We start from the raw sequence: 14,614 nt of genomic DNA, 5'->3' as shown, positions 1-14,614 counted from the left end.
ATATAATTAGGTTACCAAATTAATTATCGACAAAATTATTTGCTAACCTATATAAAGGAGGTGAGCAAATGTTTATACAGGATGAAGCAAAGGCGCAAAGGCTGCTACGGTCTTTTATGCAATTTGATAAGGCTGAATGGCATGAGAGATCCATTGAAGGATGCAAACCTAGCGAAATAAAAGTGCTGCTCTGTATTAAAAGACATATGAAACTGACGTCTCATGAGATGAAGGTATCTGAGATCAGCAGGCTACTGCATGTAACATCTCCAGGTGTAACCCAGTTGCTTAAGGGTCTGGAAGCAGATGGGTTGATTGAAAGAAAAATCGACCACTTAGATAGACGAGCGGTAGGCATTGCGCTCACAAAAAAAGGTGAGCAGATAGCCGACAAAGCGATTGAAGCTCTTTTCACTTCTTTTAATGGTTTAATCGATTATTTAGGAGAAGAACAGAGCAACCAGCTTGCAGAGCTTTTAACGAAGGTATATACATACTTCAACGAAAGAGAAGCCAGTATGCTGCAGGCATACCGGCGCGGAGACGAGGAAGCATGATCAAGTTATTTAGATTTTTAAGGCCATATCGATGGTATGTGGCGATAATCCTGGTCCTTGTCCTTTTGCAATCCCTTTCCGACCTCTATCTGCCAACATTGATGGCGGATATTGTGGATACAGGTATCGTAAAGGGAGATACGAATTACATCATACGTGTGGGCGGTTTCATGCTGCTGATCGCGGTTGGTGGCGCACTATGTACAGTCGTGGCCAGTTACTTTTCGGCCAAGACTGCGATTGGCTTTGGCCGTATTGTGCGTGCCAGGATATTCAATCGCGTGGAGCAATTTTCGCTGCATGAGTTTGATAAAGTTGGTACGGCCTCGTTGATTACACGCACAACCAATGATACAACCCAGGTTCAACAGGTCTTGATTATCATGTTGCGCATGATGATCAGTGCGCCAATGATGTGTATCGGCGGCATTATTATGGCATTGTCACAGGATGTGCAACTCTCCTGGGTGTTTGTGGCCTCTATTCCAATTATTATCCTCACCATCCTGATCATCACGGGTCGAGCGATCCCGCTCTTCAAGATCATGCAGGGCAAGATCGACAAGCTCAATCTAGTGCTGGATGAAGGCCTGACCGGTGTGCGTGTCATTCGCTCATTTGATCGCATCAATCTTGAGGAAGAGCGCTTTGATCGTGCAAATCTGGATCTCACCGACACCGCCATTAAAGTCAACCGCACCATTGCGGCCTTGATGCCAATGATGATGCTGCTCTTAAACTTTACCTCGATTGCTATCTTCTGGTTCGGTAGTATCCGCATCAACAACGGGGATATGCAGGTAGGCTCATTGATCGCGTTCCTGCAATATGCTATGCAGATTATGTTCTCGCTGATCATGGTCTCGATGATGTTTGTGATGCTGCCACGTGCCTCGGCTTCAGCGGAGCGCATCAATGAAGTGCTGGAGATCAATCCAGAAATTGTGGATACCTCCAACCCTCAGTTGGCGGAGGATCAGCGCGGCTATGTCGAATTCCGCAATGTCACCTTCAGTTATCCCGGTGCCGAACAGCCTGCACTCTCCAATATCTCATTTAAGGCTAATCCGGGCGAAGTGACCGCGATCATCGGTGGAACTGGCGCAGGTAAATCTACCCTGGTGGGCTTGCTGCCACGCTTCTACGATATCGATGATGGTGCCATCTTGATCGACGGCGTAGATCTACGTGAATTGACGCAGGAACATCTACGCTCAAAGATTGGCTTTGTGCCACAGAAAGCGGTACTCTTCTCAGGCACGATCGAAGAAAACATTCGCTATGGCAAAGAAACGGCCTCGTTTGAAGAGGTAGAGTATGCCGCGCGCATAGCACAGGCCACTGAATTTATCTCTGAGATGAAAGATGGCTTTAACTCTATCATCGCACAGGGCGGCAACAATGTTTCTGGTGGACAGAAACAGCGTCTTTCAATCGCACGCGCCCTGGTGAGGAAACCTGAGATCTACGTCTTTGATGATAGTTTCTCAGCCCTCGACTTCAAGACAGACGCCAAATTGCGGGCAGCACTCAAAAATGAGACCCGGACCTCAACCGTGTTCATTGTAGCTCAGCGTGTGAGCACTGTGATGGACGCCGATCGCATTGTCGTATTGGATGAGGGAAGAGTCGTCGGCATCGGCAATCATCGCGAACTTATGAAAACCAGCACGGTATATCGAGAAATCGTATCCTCGCAGCTTTCGATGGAGGAGATCGCATCATGAGCGAAGCACGCGGAGCAAGAAGGCCTCAACAACCCCAGGGAGGCATGGGCATGGGCCCCGGCGGCCGACCTGGTATGGGCATAGGCATGCCGGTTGAAAAGGCTAAAGATTTTAAAGGGACGCTCAAAAGGCTAACAGCCTATTTGATGCCACATAAATTTCTGCTGGCGGCCGTCTTTATTGCTGCCATTATCAGTACGATTTTCAACATCCTCAGCCCCAAAATTCTGGGTCAGGCAACGACCAAGTTGTTCGATGGTCTGATCGCAAAGTATCGAGGGGTACCAGGAGGGGGTGTAGATTTCGCCGCCATCGAGCAAATTCTGATATTCCTGGCCATCCTGTACATTATCAGCTCGGTCTTCAGCTATATCCAGCAGTATATTATGGCCAGCGTGGCCCAGCGGACCGTATACGATCTGCGCAAACAGGTCGAGGAGAAGCTCTCACGCCTCCCGCTGAAATTCTTTGACTCCCGCACCCATGGAGAGATCCTGAGCCGGGCCGTCAATGATATGGATAATATCAGCAGTACCTTGCAGCAGAGCCTGACACAGCTGATTACTTCGCTGGTAACTATTATCGGTGTTATCGTTATGATGCTGACCATCAGCCCGCTGTTAACGCTGGTATCGTTGATCACGATCCCACTCAGCCTGGTTGTAACCATCGGCGTCGCCAAACGCTCGCAGAAACACTTTGTTGGTCAGCAACGAGCATTGGGCAATCTGAATGGCCATGTCGAAGAAATGTATACTGGTCATAAAATTGTGAAGGCCTTCGGCTTTGAGCGGCGTGCCATAGATGAATTCGATAACTTAAATGATAAGCTCTATGAATCCGGCTGGCGAGCACAATTTATCTCCGGTACCATCATGCCACTGATGATGTTCATCGGTAATCTGGGATATGTGTTTGTCTGTGTCATCGGCGGTATCCTGGTCACCCAGAAGGCGATCCAGCTTGGCGATATCCAGGCCTTTATTCAATATTCACGCCAGTTTACAATGCCGATCACGCAACTGGCCAATATCGCCAATATCATTCAGTCAACCATCGCTTCTGCCGAGCGTGTCTTTGAGTTGCTGGATGAGCAAGAAGAGATACCCGAGGCGGTCGAGGCCAAAGTTATCGAGGCGCCACAGGGTGCTGTGGCCTTCAATCACGTTCAATTCGGCTACAAAGCCGATGTGCCTTTGATTGAAGACATGAACATCGATGTCAAACCGGGACAGACCATCGCCATTGTGGGCCCGACGGGTGCCGGCAAGACTACACTGGTCAATCTGCTGATGCGCTTCTATGAGCTCAATGGTGGCCATATCCTGGTCGATGGCGTAGATATTACTGATCTGAAGCGTGGCAATCTGCGCAGCATGTTTGGTATGGTGCTACAGGATACCTGGCTCTTCAACGGCACCATTCGTGAGAATATCGCCTATGGTCGTGAAGGTGCAACAGAAGAGGAAATCATTCAGGCGGCTAAAGCCGCGCACGCGGACCACTTTATCCGTACGCTACCTGACAGCTACAACACCGTCCTGAACGAAGAGGCGACCAATATCTCGCAGGGTCAGAAACAATTGCTGACCATCGCCCGCGCGATCCTGGCCAATCCTTCCATTCTGATCCTGGATGAGGCAACCAGTAGCGTCGATACCAGAACCGAGATCTACATCCAGAAAGCCATGAGCGAACTGATGCATGGCCGCACCAGCTTTGTGATCGCTCACCGGCTCTCAACCATTCGGGATGCCGATCTGATCCTGGTAATGAACCATGGTAGTATCATCGAGCAAGGTACCCATGAGGAACTGCTGGCACGGCATGGCTTCTATGCCGATCTGTACAATAGCCAGTTTACCGGGGCACACCGGATACTGTGGCCCAGGAACAGGAAGCTTCCAAGGCCGCAATTTAAATAGCTAAATGTGTGTGATTCCCATAGGTATGGGAATCACATCGCTCCAGTGCGGACGTGCGCTGGCGCGCCCGAGCAGTTTTTATAGTGTGGTGTATAAAATGCTCTGTGCGCATTTTATACACCACACTATAAAACAATTTTGAGCACCGAAGGTGCGAAAACGTATGCAAATCAAACACGAGCTATGATGCTGGTTAATTTCCGGTGAAGCGGGAAGGGCGCTTTTCAAGGAAGGCCTGGATGCCTTCATGGTGGTCCTGGCTCTGGCCAGCACGGTCCTGCATTTCGGCTTCGTAGTCGAGCATTTCTTCCAGGGTGGCGCTGGCGCTTCTGCGCAGTAGCTGCTTTGTCAGGCCAATGGCCAGGGTGGGTCCTTGCGCCATCTGCTGGGCAAAGACACGCACATCGTTCTGGAAAGATTCGGCCGGGAAGATACGATCAACGATACCCAGTTCAAATGCCTCTTCAGCCGTAATACGTGGAGAAAAGGTCATTAGATCGAAGGCTTTGTTCCAGCCGATCATGCGTGGCAAAAAATAACTCATACCACTGTCAGGCACCAGTCCAATGCGACTAAAGGCCGGGGTGAAAAATGCATTTTCGGAGGCCAGGCGGAGATCACAGGCCAATGTCAAAGAGAAACCGGCCCCGGCCGCCGCCCCATTGATGGCTACCAGCACAGGCTTTTCCAGTTGTTGCAGCAACTTGATCACACGATTATAGTGGCGCAAGTGGTCTTTAAAGGATTCGGTACGTACCTGAACCTCTTTGAGATCCTGGCCAACTGAAAAGGCACGTCCGGCCCCCACCAACAGAACCACACGTATGGCCGGATCTTGTGCCTTCTCAAGGGCATGCGCTAATTCTACCAGTAACTCGGTCGTGATGGCATTGAGCGCCTCGGGTCGATTTAATGTCAGTGTCAGCAAACCTGCTTCCTGGTGTTGGGTGATAACCATATGTAATCTTCTCCCTGGTAACATAAATCAGCTAAACAAGCGGTATTACAATCTCTCGATGATGGTAGCGATACCCTGACCGACCCCAATGCACATACAGGCAAGGCCATAGCGACCTTCACGGCGGTGCAATTCATGCAACAACGTCGTCAGGATGCGCGCGCCGGATGCACCCAGCGGATGCCCCAGGGCGATAGCTCCACCATTAACGTTGAGTCTGTCAATTGGAATCTCTAGCTCACGCATACATTGTATCGATTGAGATGCAAAGGCTTCATTCAACTCAACCAGGTCGATAGCAGCCATACTCAAGCCAGCACGCTGCAAGGCTTTACGGGCAGCCGCGATTGGGCCCAGTCCCATATAGGCAGGGTCGACACCAGCAACGGCGGTGGTGACAATGCGTGCCAGCGGCTGGAGACCATGGGCGCGGGCGTAGTCATGGGAGGATAGAACCAGGGCGGCAGCCCCATCATTAATGCCTGCCGAGTTCCCGGCAGTAACGGTCCCATCTTTTTTAAAGGCAGGTTTGAGCTTAGCCAGTGCTGCTAATGAGGTATCGGCCCGTGGATGTTCATCGCGCTCAACAGTGATCGGCTCACCCTTTTTTTGTGGCACCTGCACATTGACCAGTTCATCGGCAAAACGCCCCTCGTTGATAGCGGCAACGGCCCGTTGATGGCTGCGCAACGCGAACTCATCCTGCTCAGCCCTGGCAATGTTATACTTGCTGGCAACATTCTCTGCCGTCTCGCCCATGCTATATGGATGGTGGAGTTCGGCCAGGCGTGGATTGGTGAAGCGCCAGCCGATGGTGGTGTCATACATGGTCAGGTTGCCACGTGGAAAGGCGGTCTCGGCCTTGCCCATCACAAAAGGGGCCCGGGTCATGCTCTCCACGCCACCAGCCACAAATAGCTCGCCCTGTTCGCTCCAGATCGCCTGGGCGGTATCATTGACTGCCTGCAGGCCGGAGCCACAGAGACGATTGACGGTCTGACCCGCGACGGTAACCGGCAGGCCAGCAAGCAAGAGGGACATACGGGCAACGTTACGATTGTCCTCACCAGCCTGGTTAGCACAACCCAGCACGACATCCTCAATCTCAGCGGCAGAAATATTGGCCCGAGCAATGGCCTCATGAATAACAAGCGCCCCGAGGTCATCGGGGCGAACATCTTTGAGTACCCCATTATAGCGTCCAACCGGGGTACGAACAGCCGAAAGAATTACGGCCTCCTGCAACATACACTGCTCCTTCCCGCAACATTGTGGGCTTATTCCGTTGTTAAATCGGTTTAAATTGTTCGAATGGCTGATGGCAATGTGTACAATAGGCGATGGCGCGACATGGTGTGGGGCCAAAGGGATTTTCTAACGCGGTTTGCTGTGAACCACAGTAGGGACAGGTCAAAGCCTGCTGTGTAAGCATCGGCAACAAAGGGCCACGCCCAACATGTGGTGGTGGGGCAATTCCTACCCCTTTGAGCTTCTGCCTGGCGCCCTCGCTTAGCATATCGCTGGTCCAGGGTTGCTGCATCGACACAACCACCTCTACATCAGAGACGAATGCCAGCAGACATTGTTTAATCTGCTCTCGTATCTGGCTTAAAGCGGGACAGCCAGCAAAGGTCGGGGTAATGACTATGCGAATTGACGAATGGGCTGCATCAATCTCGATCTGGCGGATAATCCCCATGTCTACCACCGAGATGGCAGGCAACTCAGGATCTGGTACATGCTGTAAAGCTTCCCATACCTGCTGCTCATTAAGCGAATCACTACTTGATTGTGCAATTATCTCGGACATGTAGATCCCTCTTTCCGCAGCTACCAGCTCGCCTGTGGGTCCAATCGATAGACCATCGTCATCTGATCCCAGAGTTCAGTAAAGTCTGCTGTATGCTGTCCCTGACGCCCTCCTAAACGCGCTACTACCGTTGGTTGAAACAGATCAGTCGTCTTCTGAATTGGGAGCGGAAGCTGCAGGCGTTCAAATAAGGGGACGATGGTACCCAGCCAACGTTGCTCTAAAGTAGCTGAGGGGTCAGGTAAAATGCCGGCCGTCTGCAAGATATCCTCGGCCGGAAATGGCTCAAAAAGTGCCAGCGCATCTGGCCAGAGCTGCTGCAAGGCCTCAGACAATAACTGATAGGACTCGGGCGTGCCAGTCGCCAGGCGCTGCAGCCAGGCGTTACTATGCATTTGATGATAGACCTCTTCACGCTGAATTTTGCTAATAGCCTGCGCCAGCGGTAGATAGGTCGAGTTACGCAAACTGTCCAGGCGCACTTGATCGGCGGCTTCATAGAAGATCCGGCGAGCACAGGTAAAAGCCCAGTTACCACGATGGCGCTCAACAAGCTGGACCTGCCGATACTCGCTCGTCTTGCGATTATAAGCGATCTGATCTGGAGTCGAGTTGGTCAAAGCAGCCACTTCCTGATAGAAGAGCCTGGCATGTCCGATCTCATCCTGCGCAATCGAGCTGCAGGCCACATCCTCCTCCAGTGTTGGGGCCACCCCGGTCCATTCGGAATCCCAATAACCGAGAATAAATTCATCATCGGCCAGTGATAGCAACAGATTGCTCAGGGGCTGTTTCAGGTCGAGCGGTACCATAGACGCATCGGTAAATTCTTCCATCAGTGCTACCTCTCTTCTTGCGCCCTGACACGTTGACGGGCAAGCTGTAATTTCTCACGAATATCGTAGCCATCGAGGCGTCGATATGAACGATCAATAGGTGGCTGCAACAAATCTGGATTATCCAGCACAGTGATAGCATCGAGCGGGCAGAGCCAGAGCCGCAAGTAGGCTCCGTCTCCTTCGCGCAACAAGTTTAATGCCTCTATCTGTGCCGCAGCTTGATTGTTGGCGGTCAGGGTCTGTAGCCAGATCAGTGGACGAGCTGGCTGCTGCTGGGCAAAGACCTCAAAAGTCACTGGTTGCGCAGCGACCGAGGCTGGCTGCGGTTCTGGCTGAGAATTCTCGGACAGAGCCGGATCATAGCGTATCTCAAGTAAGCTAACACGAGGAATGATCCAGAGCTTCAGGCTTTCCTGGCGCCGTCCATAGAACTCTCTGGCGTAGTGTATGGCCAGCTCACGACCACTGGCGCGCAGATTGCCGCCATGGTGAGGAAACGCATCGCGTGGCCCCTGTTGAAAGATCTCAAAAACCTCACCCTCGTCAACAGAACTTGCAAGTGTAGCAAGCAGAGGGCTTTCTGTGTTATCCGTCATTGGCATCCACCTTACCCATTATGATTAAAGGCACGTCATGCAATATTGGCTGCTCTGAGCGCGGCCTGTTGCTTGTGCATTACGTCGCGTACCCACTGACCATCTTCGTAGGAGAGACGACGAAAACCGATGCGCTCCGCAGAGGCCGGGCCCTGATTACGGGAAATCGCCCGCAGGTCATCCCAATTGGGCTCACTGTAGAGCCAACAACCCTGTTCGGCGTCATAGCGCAGCTCAGGATCAGGAAGGACCAGGCCAACCTCGCGCAGGCGCGGTACCTGGACATTCAGGAACTCCTGTCGCAGCTCCTCGTTAGCCTTTGCCTTAATCCGCCATTGCAGGTCTTTATCCTTTTCAGCCGGGGTAGCGGGTCCGTGGAACACCATCAGGGCTGGCCACCAGCGATTAAGGGCCTCCTGAACCATTTCACGCTGTGCGTTCGTGCCGTTCATCATGGTGATGATCATGTCGCGGCCATGCATCATATGGAAGGATTCCTCCCAGCAGATTTTTTGCATGGTGCGGGCATACGGGGCATAACTGCTATCGCGCAAGGCATGCTGGGAGACGATGGCGGCGGCATCGACCAGCCAGGCAATAATGCCTACATCGGCCCAACTCTTCGTAGCATAATGGAACGTATTGTGGAATTTACCTTTACCGGCGATCAGATCATCGAGGCAGGCGCTACGCGGCTTTCCCAGGTCTTCGACCAGGCGGTACAACAGCTCGGCATGCCCTACTTCATCCTGAATTTTAGCCGTCAGGGCCAGCTTACGATGAATAGTGGGGGCACGCATAATCCAGTCGCGCTCAGGAAGGGCACCCATGAGCTCAGAATTGGCGTGCATTTCTATAAAGCGGATTAAAGACTGCCGGTAGCCATCTGGCATCCAGTCGGTTGCTTCGACTTTGCCTCCTGCCGCGAGGTAGGCTCGAAATTCTACTACTCGTGCGTCTTCGTTTTCCTGAGTCATGGTCTCTACCTCTCTTCACCCAAAGCTCTACATAAATAAAAGAGAGCTATAGCGATTCTCTTATATATTTTTACCGTATGGTAAAAATATATAAGAGAATGCGGTAAAAGTCAATGCACAGGGAAAGATTATTTTACCGATCGGTAGAATAATCTTTGTTCCCTCCTTCGGCGGGAGGGGAAGAGGGAGTTTATTGGGGACACCCCAAACCCCGGCAGGGGGACTGCGGTCCCCTTGCACCCCCTGCATACTGAGGGAGACATTTATTGGGGACACCCCAAACCCCGGCAGGGGGACTGCGGTCCCCCTGCACCCCCTATATGTTGTTAAGCAATTATTCGGGAGCAAGAAGGCCGCCTTCGATCATGGAGAGGAACATGGTGGCGATTTGCTGGTGGGTGTAACGACCGGATGGTTTGTACCAGTGGGAGAGCCAGTGGCACATACCTAACAGGCCGAAGGTGATAATTTTAGAATCGAAGTCTGGTTTGAAGGCCTCTTTGGCGATGCCTTCCTGGATGATTTGCTCGAAGTAGCGTTCGTAGTCTTTTTCACGCAGGGCGATTTCGCGGGCAAATGGGCCGGTGAGGTGGGCCTGTTCACGATAAAAGACCGTTACGGCTGGTGAGGAGTTGGCCGTGACAGCGATATGGTGCTCGATCGCTTGCTGCAGCTTGTCGCGCGGCGAGAGATCAGATTCGACGATACGGCGTAGTGGCTCCTCAGCGATATTGAGCACGGTCAAATACACCAGGCGCAGGATCTCCTCTTTATTTTTGACATGATAGTAGAGAGCAACTTTGGTTACTCTCAGGGCATCGGCGATATCATTTAAACTGGTTGAACCAAAGCCTTTTTGGGCAAAGAGTTCGGCCGCCGTTTCTACGATAGCTTTCTGGGTCAGACGTGTTCGCTTAACTGTATCGGTTTCGCCATCTTTTTTGCGGACTTTTGGATGTGCGACTGCTTCGGGTTGATTTTGCTTCATATGCATATTTCCCTGCGTGTGTTGGCCAGAATAGAATACCAGTATTTTACCATAGAGTAAGTTGCGCATAAACAAGCATTGACTTTTAGCAGTGTGTTAGATATATTTTTACCATGTGGTAAAAATGTTAGGAGGAGTTGGCGACAATGGTCGAACAAGCAACAGAGAAAATGCAAACCGCATTTTTACAGCAGCAATCAATGAAGATGCTGATCGGAGGCCAATGGGTTGAGGCCGCCAGTGGAAAGACTTTTGAAACGATCAATCCATCCACAGGGCAAGTATTAGCAAAGGTAGCAGAGGGCGATACCGAGGATATAGATAGGGCGGTCGCAGCGGCGCGACGAGCTTTTGAACAAGGTGCCTGGCCCAAACTTACTCCCGCTAAACGTGCCCATCTTCTTTTAAAGCTGGCTGATTTAATTGAACGCAATGCCGAGGAACTGGCGCAGCTGGAGACCCTGGATAATGGAAAACCTATCAAGTACTCACGCGGCGGCGATGTGCCACTGACGGTTGAGCACTTCCGCTATTTTGCTGGTTGGGCCACCAAGATCGAGGGTGAAACGATACCAGTCTCGGTTCCCAATATGCTTACTTACACTTTGCGCGAGCCGCTGGGTGTAGTCGGTCAAATTATCCCCTGGAACTTCCCACTACAAATGGCTGCCTGGAAACTAGCGCCAGCCCTGGCATGTGGCAACACCGTTGTCCTGAAACCGGCCGAGCAGACCCCACTGACAGCCCTGCGCCTCGGTGAGCTGATCTGTGAAGCTGGCTTTCCTGAGGGAGTCGTCAATATCGTGCCCGGCTTTGGTGAGACGGCAGGGGCGGCCCTGGCGGCGCATCCAGATGTGGATAAGATCGCCTTTACGGGTTCGACGGAGGTGGGAAAGAAGATTGTCCAGGCCAGTGCAGGCAACTTGAAAAAAGTAACCCTGGAACTGGGCGGGAAATCACCTAATATTATTTTTCCCGATGCCGATCTTAAGTATGCTGTGCGTGGTGCCCTGAATGCCATTTTCTTCAATCAGGGAGAGGTCTGCACCGCTGGCAGCCGCCTTTTTATCCATCAATCCGTCTATGATGAGGTACTGAGCGGCCTGACCAGCATGAGCAGTAAAATGAAATTAGGGCCTGGCATGGATGCAAGTACTGATATGGGGCCACTGGTTTCGCAGCAACAGTTGGACCGGGTCACGCACTATATCGAGACAGGAAAACAGGAAGGCGCGAACATCACCACTGGTGGCCAGCGAGCCGGCGCTGAGCTGGCGGAAGGCTACTTTGTTCAGCCAACCATCTTCGACCAGGTCTCGGATCAGATGACCATTGCCCGCGAAGAGATCTTTGGTCCGGTCGTGGTGGCAATGCCATTTGAGAGTGTAGAGGATGTGGCCGCGCGCGCCAATCAATCCGCCTATGGCCTGGCCGCAGGCGTATGGACCAACGATATTAAGAAGGCACACAAGATGGTAGCCGCCCTCAAATCCGGCGTCATCTGGGTCAATACCTATAATCAATTTGATGCTGCGGCTCCCTTCGGAGGCTACAAACAGAGCGGCTATGGCCGTGAAATGGGCCACGCCGTCCTGGATGCTTATACGCAGGTCAAAACAGCCTGGATCAACCTACGCTAATCAGAAACAGCAACTGCTTACGGCAGTTACAAGCGCAATAAGGAGAGTTTGACAATGGCAGTCACTATGATCGCGCTCTACAAAGAACCGGCCGACCGTGAGAAGTTTGAAAAGCATTACTTTGGGACCCATATTCCTCTGGTCAAAAAGATACCGGGCTTGCAAAAAGTCGAGGTCAGCCGCTTCACTGGCAAGGATGCCCCCTACTATCTGATGGCCACCCTTTACTTTAACAGCAAAGAAGAGCGCAAGGCTGGCTTAAGTTCACCCGAGGGACAGGCCACTACCGCCGACGTGCCCAATTTTGCGACGCCAGACATCATCACAATCGCATTTACAGAGCTTGTCTAAACAGCCGTAATATCATCTACTATAAGTACATGGCAGTCTATGCAGTCAGACAGGTGTAGATATATCTACACCTGCCGCAACGAAGCGGCGTTCTGACAAGAACTACAATGATTAGTAAGCGCAGGAAGAGACATGACAAGTACGCTTCATGAGCATGATATCCGACCACCTGAGCCAATTAGAGTACTGGCTCCCGATGGTTCGCTTCAACCTGGAATGGAGATCGAAGAGCCGGCAGAGCTGTTACTGGAAATGTATCGCTGGATGACATTTGGCCGTATCTTCGATGCTCGACTGATTAATCTCCAAAGGCAAGGGCGACTCTGCACATATGCGCCTGTGGCAGGTCAGGAAGCAGCCCAGGTTGGCGGCAGCCTGGCCCTTCAGCAAGACGATTGGTTATTTGGTTCTTACCGCGATGGCCTGGCCTGTATTGTGCATGGTCTACCAGCTGAACATATCCCTCTCTTCTTCAGAGGTCATCCAAAGGCCGGCATGGTCCCGCCTGATGTCAATGTTTTTGGACAGCAGATAGGGATTGCCGAGCAGGTTCCACACGCCGTTGGAGTGGCCTGGGGCATGAAGCTGCGCCGAGCGAAAACGGCGACATTGACATTATTTGGCGATGGTGCAACTTCAGAGGGAGCCTTCCATGAAGGCATGAACTTTGCCGGTGTCTTCAAGGCGCCAGTAGTATTGATCTGCCAGAATAATGGCTGGGCCATTTCAGTGCCTCGTTCAAGGCAAACGGCCAGTGAAACTATTGCCCAGAAAGCCATTGCATATGGCATACCAGGAAGATTGATAGATGGCAATGACGTGCTGGCAATGTACCGCGAGACACGCGCGGCATTGGAGCGAGCACGCAATGGGCAGGGTCCAACCTTCATTGAAGCCGTCACCTACCGCTTTGGTCCGCACTCAACCGCCGACGATCCGCAGCGCTACCAACCGGCAGGCGAGCTGACAGAATGGAAAGATCAGCGCGACCCGATCACGCGCCTGCGCGTCTGCCTGGAACATCAAAACCTATGGGACGATACCAAACAGCAGGCATTAGAAGAAGAATTACGCGAATATATTTCCCGCAGCATCACAGCGGCCTTGACTGAGCCCATTCCTGCACCAGAAACCATGTTTGACCAGGTCTACGCGGAGCCAACGCCAATCCTGGAACAACAGCGCCAGGAAATGCTGGAGTCACTCAAGCTATCCCAAAAAGGAGTTACCTTTCCATGACCCAGCGTAACCTGATTGAGGCAATTAATGATGCCCTGAGTGTAGCGATGGTCGAGGATGAGCGGGTCATGGTGATGGGAGAAGATATCGGCCGCAACGGTGGCGTCTTTCGGGCCACCGATGGCTTGATCGAGCGCTTTGGCGAGGAACGCGTGGTAGATACCCCGCTGGCCGAGGCAGGCATTGTAGGCACCGCCATTGGTCTGGCAACCTACGGACTACGGCCAGTGGCTGAGATCCAATTTCTAGGCTTCTCGATGCAATCCTTTGCCCAGCTCCTGCTCCAGGCCGCCCGTATCCGTGCCCGCTCGCGTGGACGCTTCACCTGCCCACTGGTATTACGGGCCCCATTTGGTGGTGGCGTGCGCGCATTTGAGCTGCATGGAGACGCCTTAGAGGCCCATTTTGTACATGCCCCGGGCCTGAAAGTGGTGGCCCCGGCGACCCCTTATGACGCCAAAGGCATGTTACTGGCCGCCGTCGATGATCCCGATCCAGTGGTTTTCCTCGAACCACTGCGTGGCTACAGGGCCGGGCGCCAGGATGTCCCGGATGGTCATTATACGATCCCGCTGGGGAAAGCCAGGATCGCACGCGAGGGGACAGATATCACCATCGTAGCCTGGAGTGCCATGGTCGCAACCGCGTTGGAAGCGGCGGAACTGCTGGCCGAGGAAGGCATCTCAGCCGAGATTATCGATCTGCGCACCCTCTCACCATTCGATGCCGAGACCATCATCCACTCAGTTGAGAAAACCGGCCGCGCCATCGTGGTTCATGAAGCGCCAAAGACAGCGGGGGTAGGAGCCGAAATAGTCGCCACCATCAATGAGAAGGCCCTCTTCTGGCTGGAAGCTCCTGTTATGCGCGTCACCGGCTATGATGTCGTCTCACCCGTTATTTTAGAAGATTATCATGTGCCCAGCGCCACACGCATTATCCAGGCAACCAGAGCCTTGATGACGATATAACAACGCCTGTTTGACCAATGCAGCCTCATGCGTTGG

The 14,614-nt window shown here is 52.4% G+C and carries 14 protein-coding genes; 7 read left to right on the top strand and 7 right to left on the bottom strand.

What is annotated here, in order from left to right; all coding sequences use genetic code 11:
• Positions 1 to 68: 68 nt before the first annotated feature.
• Genes EL645_RS20340 through EL645_RS20330 form a run of 3 tightly spaced genes read left to right on the top strand, consistent with a single transcriptional unit; the run spans position 69 to position 4,209 of the window.
• On the top strand, positions 69 to 557 hold the full coding sequence (locus tag EL645_RS20340; protein ID WP_126552200.1) for a MarR family winged helix-turn-helix transcriptional regulator: 489 nt from the start codon (positions 69 to 71) through the stop codon (positions 555 to 557).
• On the top strand, positions 554 to 2,284 hold the full coding sequence (locus EL645_RS20335; RefSeq protein WP_126552199.1) for an ABC transporter ATP-binding protein: 1,731 nt from the start codon (positions 554 to 556) through the stop codon (positions 2,282 to 2,284). Before EL645_RS20340 ends, EL645_RS20335 begins: the two co-directional genes overlap by 4 nt.
• Positions 2,281 to 4,209, top strand: coding sequence for an ABC transporter ATP-binding protein (locus EL645_RS20330; protein ID WP_126552198.1), 1,929 nt, complete (start codon positions 2,281 to 2,283; stop codon positions 4,207 to 4,209). Before EL645_RS20335 ends, EL645_RS20330 begins: the two co-directional genes overlap by 4 nt.
• 193 nt (positions 4,210 to 4,402) lie before the next feature.
• On the opposite strand, the gene EL645_RS20325 is transcribed toward EL645_RS20330, so the two are convergent.
• The 7 genes from EL645_RS20325 to EL645_RS20295 form a co-directional block, all read right to left on the bottom strand.
• The gene (locus EL645_RS20325) at positions 4,403 to 5,167 is read right to left on the bottom strand and encodes an enoyl-CoA hydratase/isomerase family protein (RefSeq protein WP_126552197.1); all 765 of its coding nucleotides are present in this window, start codon (positions 5,165 to 5,167) and stop codon (positions 4,403 to 4,405) included.
• A gap of 45 nt (positions 5,168 to 5,212) precedes the next feature.
• A complete protein-coding gene (locus EL645_RS20320; protein WP_126554294.1) occupies positions 5,213 to 6,412 on the bottom strand; it encodes a thiolase family protein in 1,200 nt (399 codons plus the stop codon).
• A 43-nt stretch (positions 6,413 to 6,455) separates the two neighbouring features.
• Positions 6,456 to 6,977, bottom strand: coding sequence for a 1,2-phenylacetyl-CoA epoxidase subunit PaaD (gene paaD / locus EL645_RS20315; protein WP_126552196.1), 522 nt, complete (start codon positions 6,975 to 6,977; stop codon positions 6,456 to 6,458).
• 20 nt (positions 6,978 to 6,997) lie between these two features.
• Positions 6,998 to 7,813, bottom strand: a complete 816-nt coding sequence (gene paaC, locus EL645_RS20310; protein WP_126552195.1) for a 1,2-phenylacetyl-CoA epoxidase subunit PaaC — start codon at positions 7,811 to 7,813, stop codon at positions 6,998 to 7,000.
• 5 nt (positions 7,814 to 7,818) lie between these two features.
• On the bottom strand, positions 7,819 to 8,412 hold the full coding sequence (locus EL645_RS20305) for a hypothetical protein (protein WP_161977527.1): 594 nt from the start codon (positions 8,410 to 8,412) through the stop codon (positions 7,819 to 7,821).
• Between the two features lie 35 nt (positions 8,413 to 8,447).
• Entirely contained in the window at positions 8,448 to 9,389 is a 942-nt protein-coding gene (paaA, locus tag EL645_RS20300) for a 1,2-phenylacetyl-CoA epoxidase subunit PaaA (RefSeq protein ID WP_126552193.1), read from the bottom strand.
• Positions 9,390 to 9,723: 334 nt separating this feature from the next.
• Positions 9,724 to 10,377: a TetR-type transcription factor C-terminal domain-containing protein gene (locus EL645_RS20295; RefSeq protein WP_161977526.1), complete on the bottom strand. Its 654-nt coding sequence runs from the start codon at positions 10,375 to 10,377 to the stop codon at positions 9,724 to 9,726.
• A gap of 146 nt (positions 10,378 to 10,523) precedes the next feature.
• Here EL645_RS20295 and EL645_RS20290 point away from each other — a divergent pair, with 146 nt between their 5' ends.
• The 4 genes from EL645_RS20290 to EL645_RS20275 all read left to right on the top strand — a co-directional run bounded on the left by EL645_RS20290 (position 10,524) and on the right by EL645_RS20275 (position 14,578).
• Positions 10,524 to 12,017, top strand: coding sequence for an aldehyde dehydrogenase family protein (locus EL645_RS20290; protein WP_218031939.1), 1,494 nt, complete (start codon positions 10,524 to 10,526; stop codon positions 12,015 to 12,017).
• Positions 12,018 to 12,071: 54 nt separating this feature from the next.
• The gene (locus EL645_RS20285) at positions 12,072 to 12,368 is read left to right on the top strand and encodes an EthD family reductase (protein ID WP_126552191.1); all 297 of its coding nucleotides are present in this window, start codon (positions 12,072 to 12,074) and stop codon (positions 12,366 to 12,368) included.
• Between the two features lie 132 nt (positions 12,369 to 12,500).
• Positions 12,501 to 13,607: a pyruvate dehydrogenase (acetyl-transferring) E1 component subunit alpha gene (gene pdhA / locus EL645_RS20280; RefSeq protein ID WP_126552190.1), complete on the top strand. Its 1,107-nt coding sequence runs from the start codon at positions 12,501 to 12,503 to the stop codon at positions 13,605 to 13,607.
• Complete coding sequence (locus EL645_RS20275) at positions 13,604 to 14,578, top strand: alpha-ketoacid dehydrogenase subunit beta (protein WP_126552189.1); 975 nt, start codon at positions 13,604 to 13,606, stop codon at positions 14,576 to 14,578. The genes pdhA and EL645_RS20275 overlap by 4 nt, the downstream gene beginning before the upstream one ends.
• Positions 14,579 to 14,614: the final 36 nt, after the last annotated feature.

The sequence above is a fragment of the Dictyobacter kobayashii genome (assembly GCF_003967555.1).
Lineage (GTDB): Bacteria > Chloroflexota > Ktedonobacteria > Ktedonobacterales > Ktedonobacteraceae > Dictyobacter > Dictyobacter kobayashii.
Note: the sequence above shows the minus strand (reverse complement) of the source record. Positions and strands in the feature narration are given on the sequence as shown.

Excerpts from the sequence above, each read along its gene's own strand:
- paaA (WP_126552193.1), bottom strand. The coding sequence starts at position 9,389 with ATGACTCAGGAAAACGAAGACGCACGAGTAGTAGAATTTCGAGCCTAC.
- EL645_RS20275 (WP_126552189.1), top strand. The coding sequence starts at position 13,604 with ATGACCCAGCGTAACCTGATTGAGGCAATTAATGATGCCCTGAGTGTA.
- EL645_RS20290 (WP_218031939.1), top strand. The coding sequence starts at position 10,524 with ATGGTCGAACAAGCAACAGAGAAAATGCAAACCGCATTTTTACAGCAG.
- EL645_RS20305 (WP_161977527.1), bottom strand. The coding sequence starts at position 8,412 with ATGACGGATAACACAGAAAGCCCTCTGCTTGCTACACTTGCAAGTTCT.
- EL645_RS20295 (WP_161977526.1), bottom strand. The coding sequence starts at position 10,377 with ATGAAGCAAAATCAACCCGAAGCAGTCGCACATCCAAAAGTCCGCAAA.
- pdhA (WP_126552190.1), top strand. The coding sequence starts at position 12,501 with ATGACAAGTACGCTTCATGAGCATGATATCCGACCACCTGAGCCAATT.
- paaC (WP_126552195.1), bottom strand. The coding sequence starts at position 7,813 with ATGGAAGAATTTACCGATGCGTCTATGGTACCGCTCGACCTGAAACAG.
- EL645_RS20285 (WP_126552191.1), top strand. The coding sequence starts at position 12,072 with ATGGCAGTCACTATGATCGCGCTCTACAAAGAACCGGCCGACCGTGAG.
- EL645_RS20340 (WP_126552200.1), top strand. The coding sequence starts at position 69 with ATGTTTATACAGGATGAAGCAAAGGCGCAAAGGCTGCTACGGTCTTTT.
- EL645_RS20335 (WP_126552199.1), top strand. The coding sequence starts at position 554 with ATGATCAAGTTATTTAGATTTTTAAGGCCATATCGATGGTATGTGGCG.
- paaD (WP_126552196.1), bottom strand. The coding sequence starts at position 6,977 with ATGTCCGAGATAATTGCACAATCAAGTAGTGATTCGCTTAATGAGCAG.
- EL645_RS20330 (WP_126552198.1), top strand. The coding sequence starts at position 2,281 with ATGAGCGAAGCACGCGGAGCAAGAAGGCCTCAACAACCCCAGGGAGGC.
- EL645_RS20325 (WP_126552197.1), bottom strand. The coding sequence starts at position 5,167 with ATGGTTATCACCCAACACCAGGAAGCAGGTTTGCTGACACTGACATTA.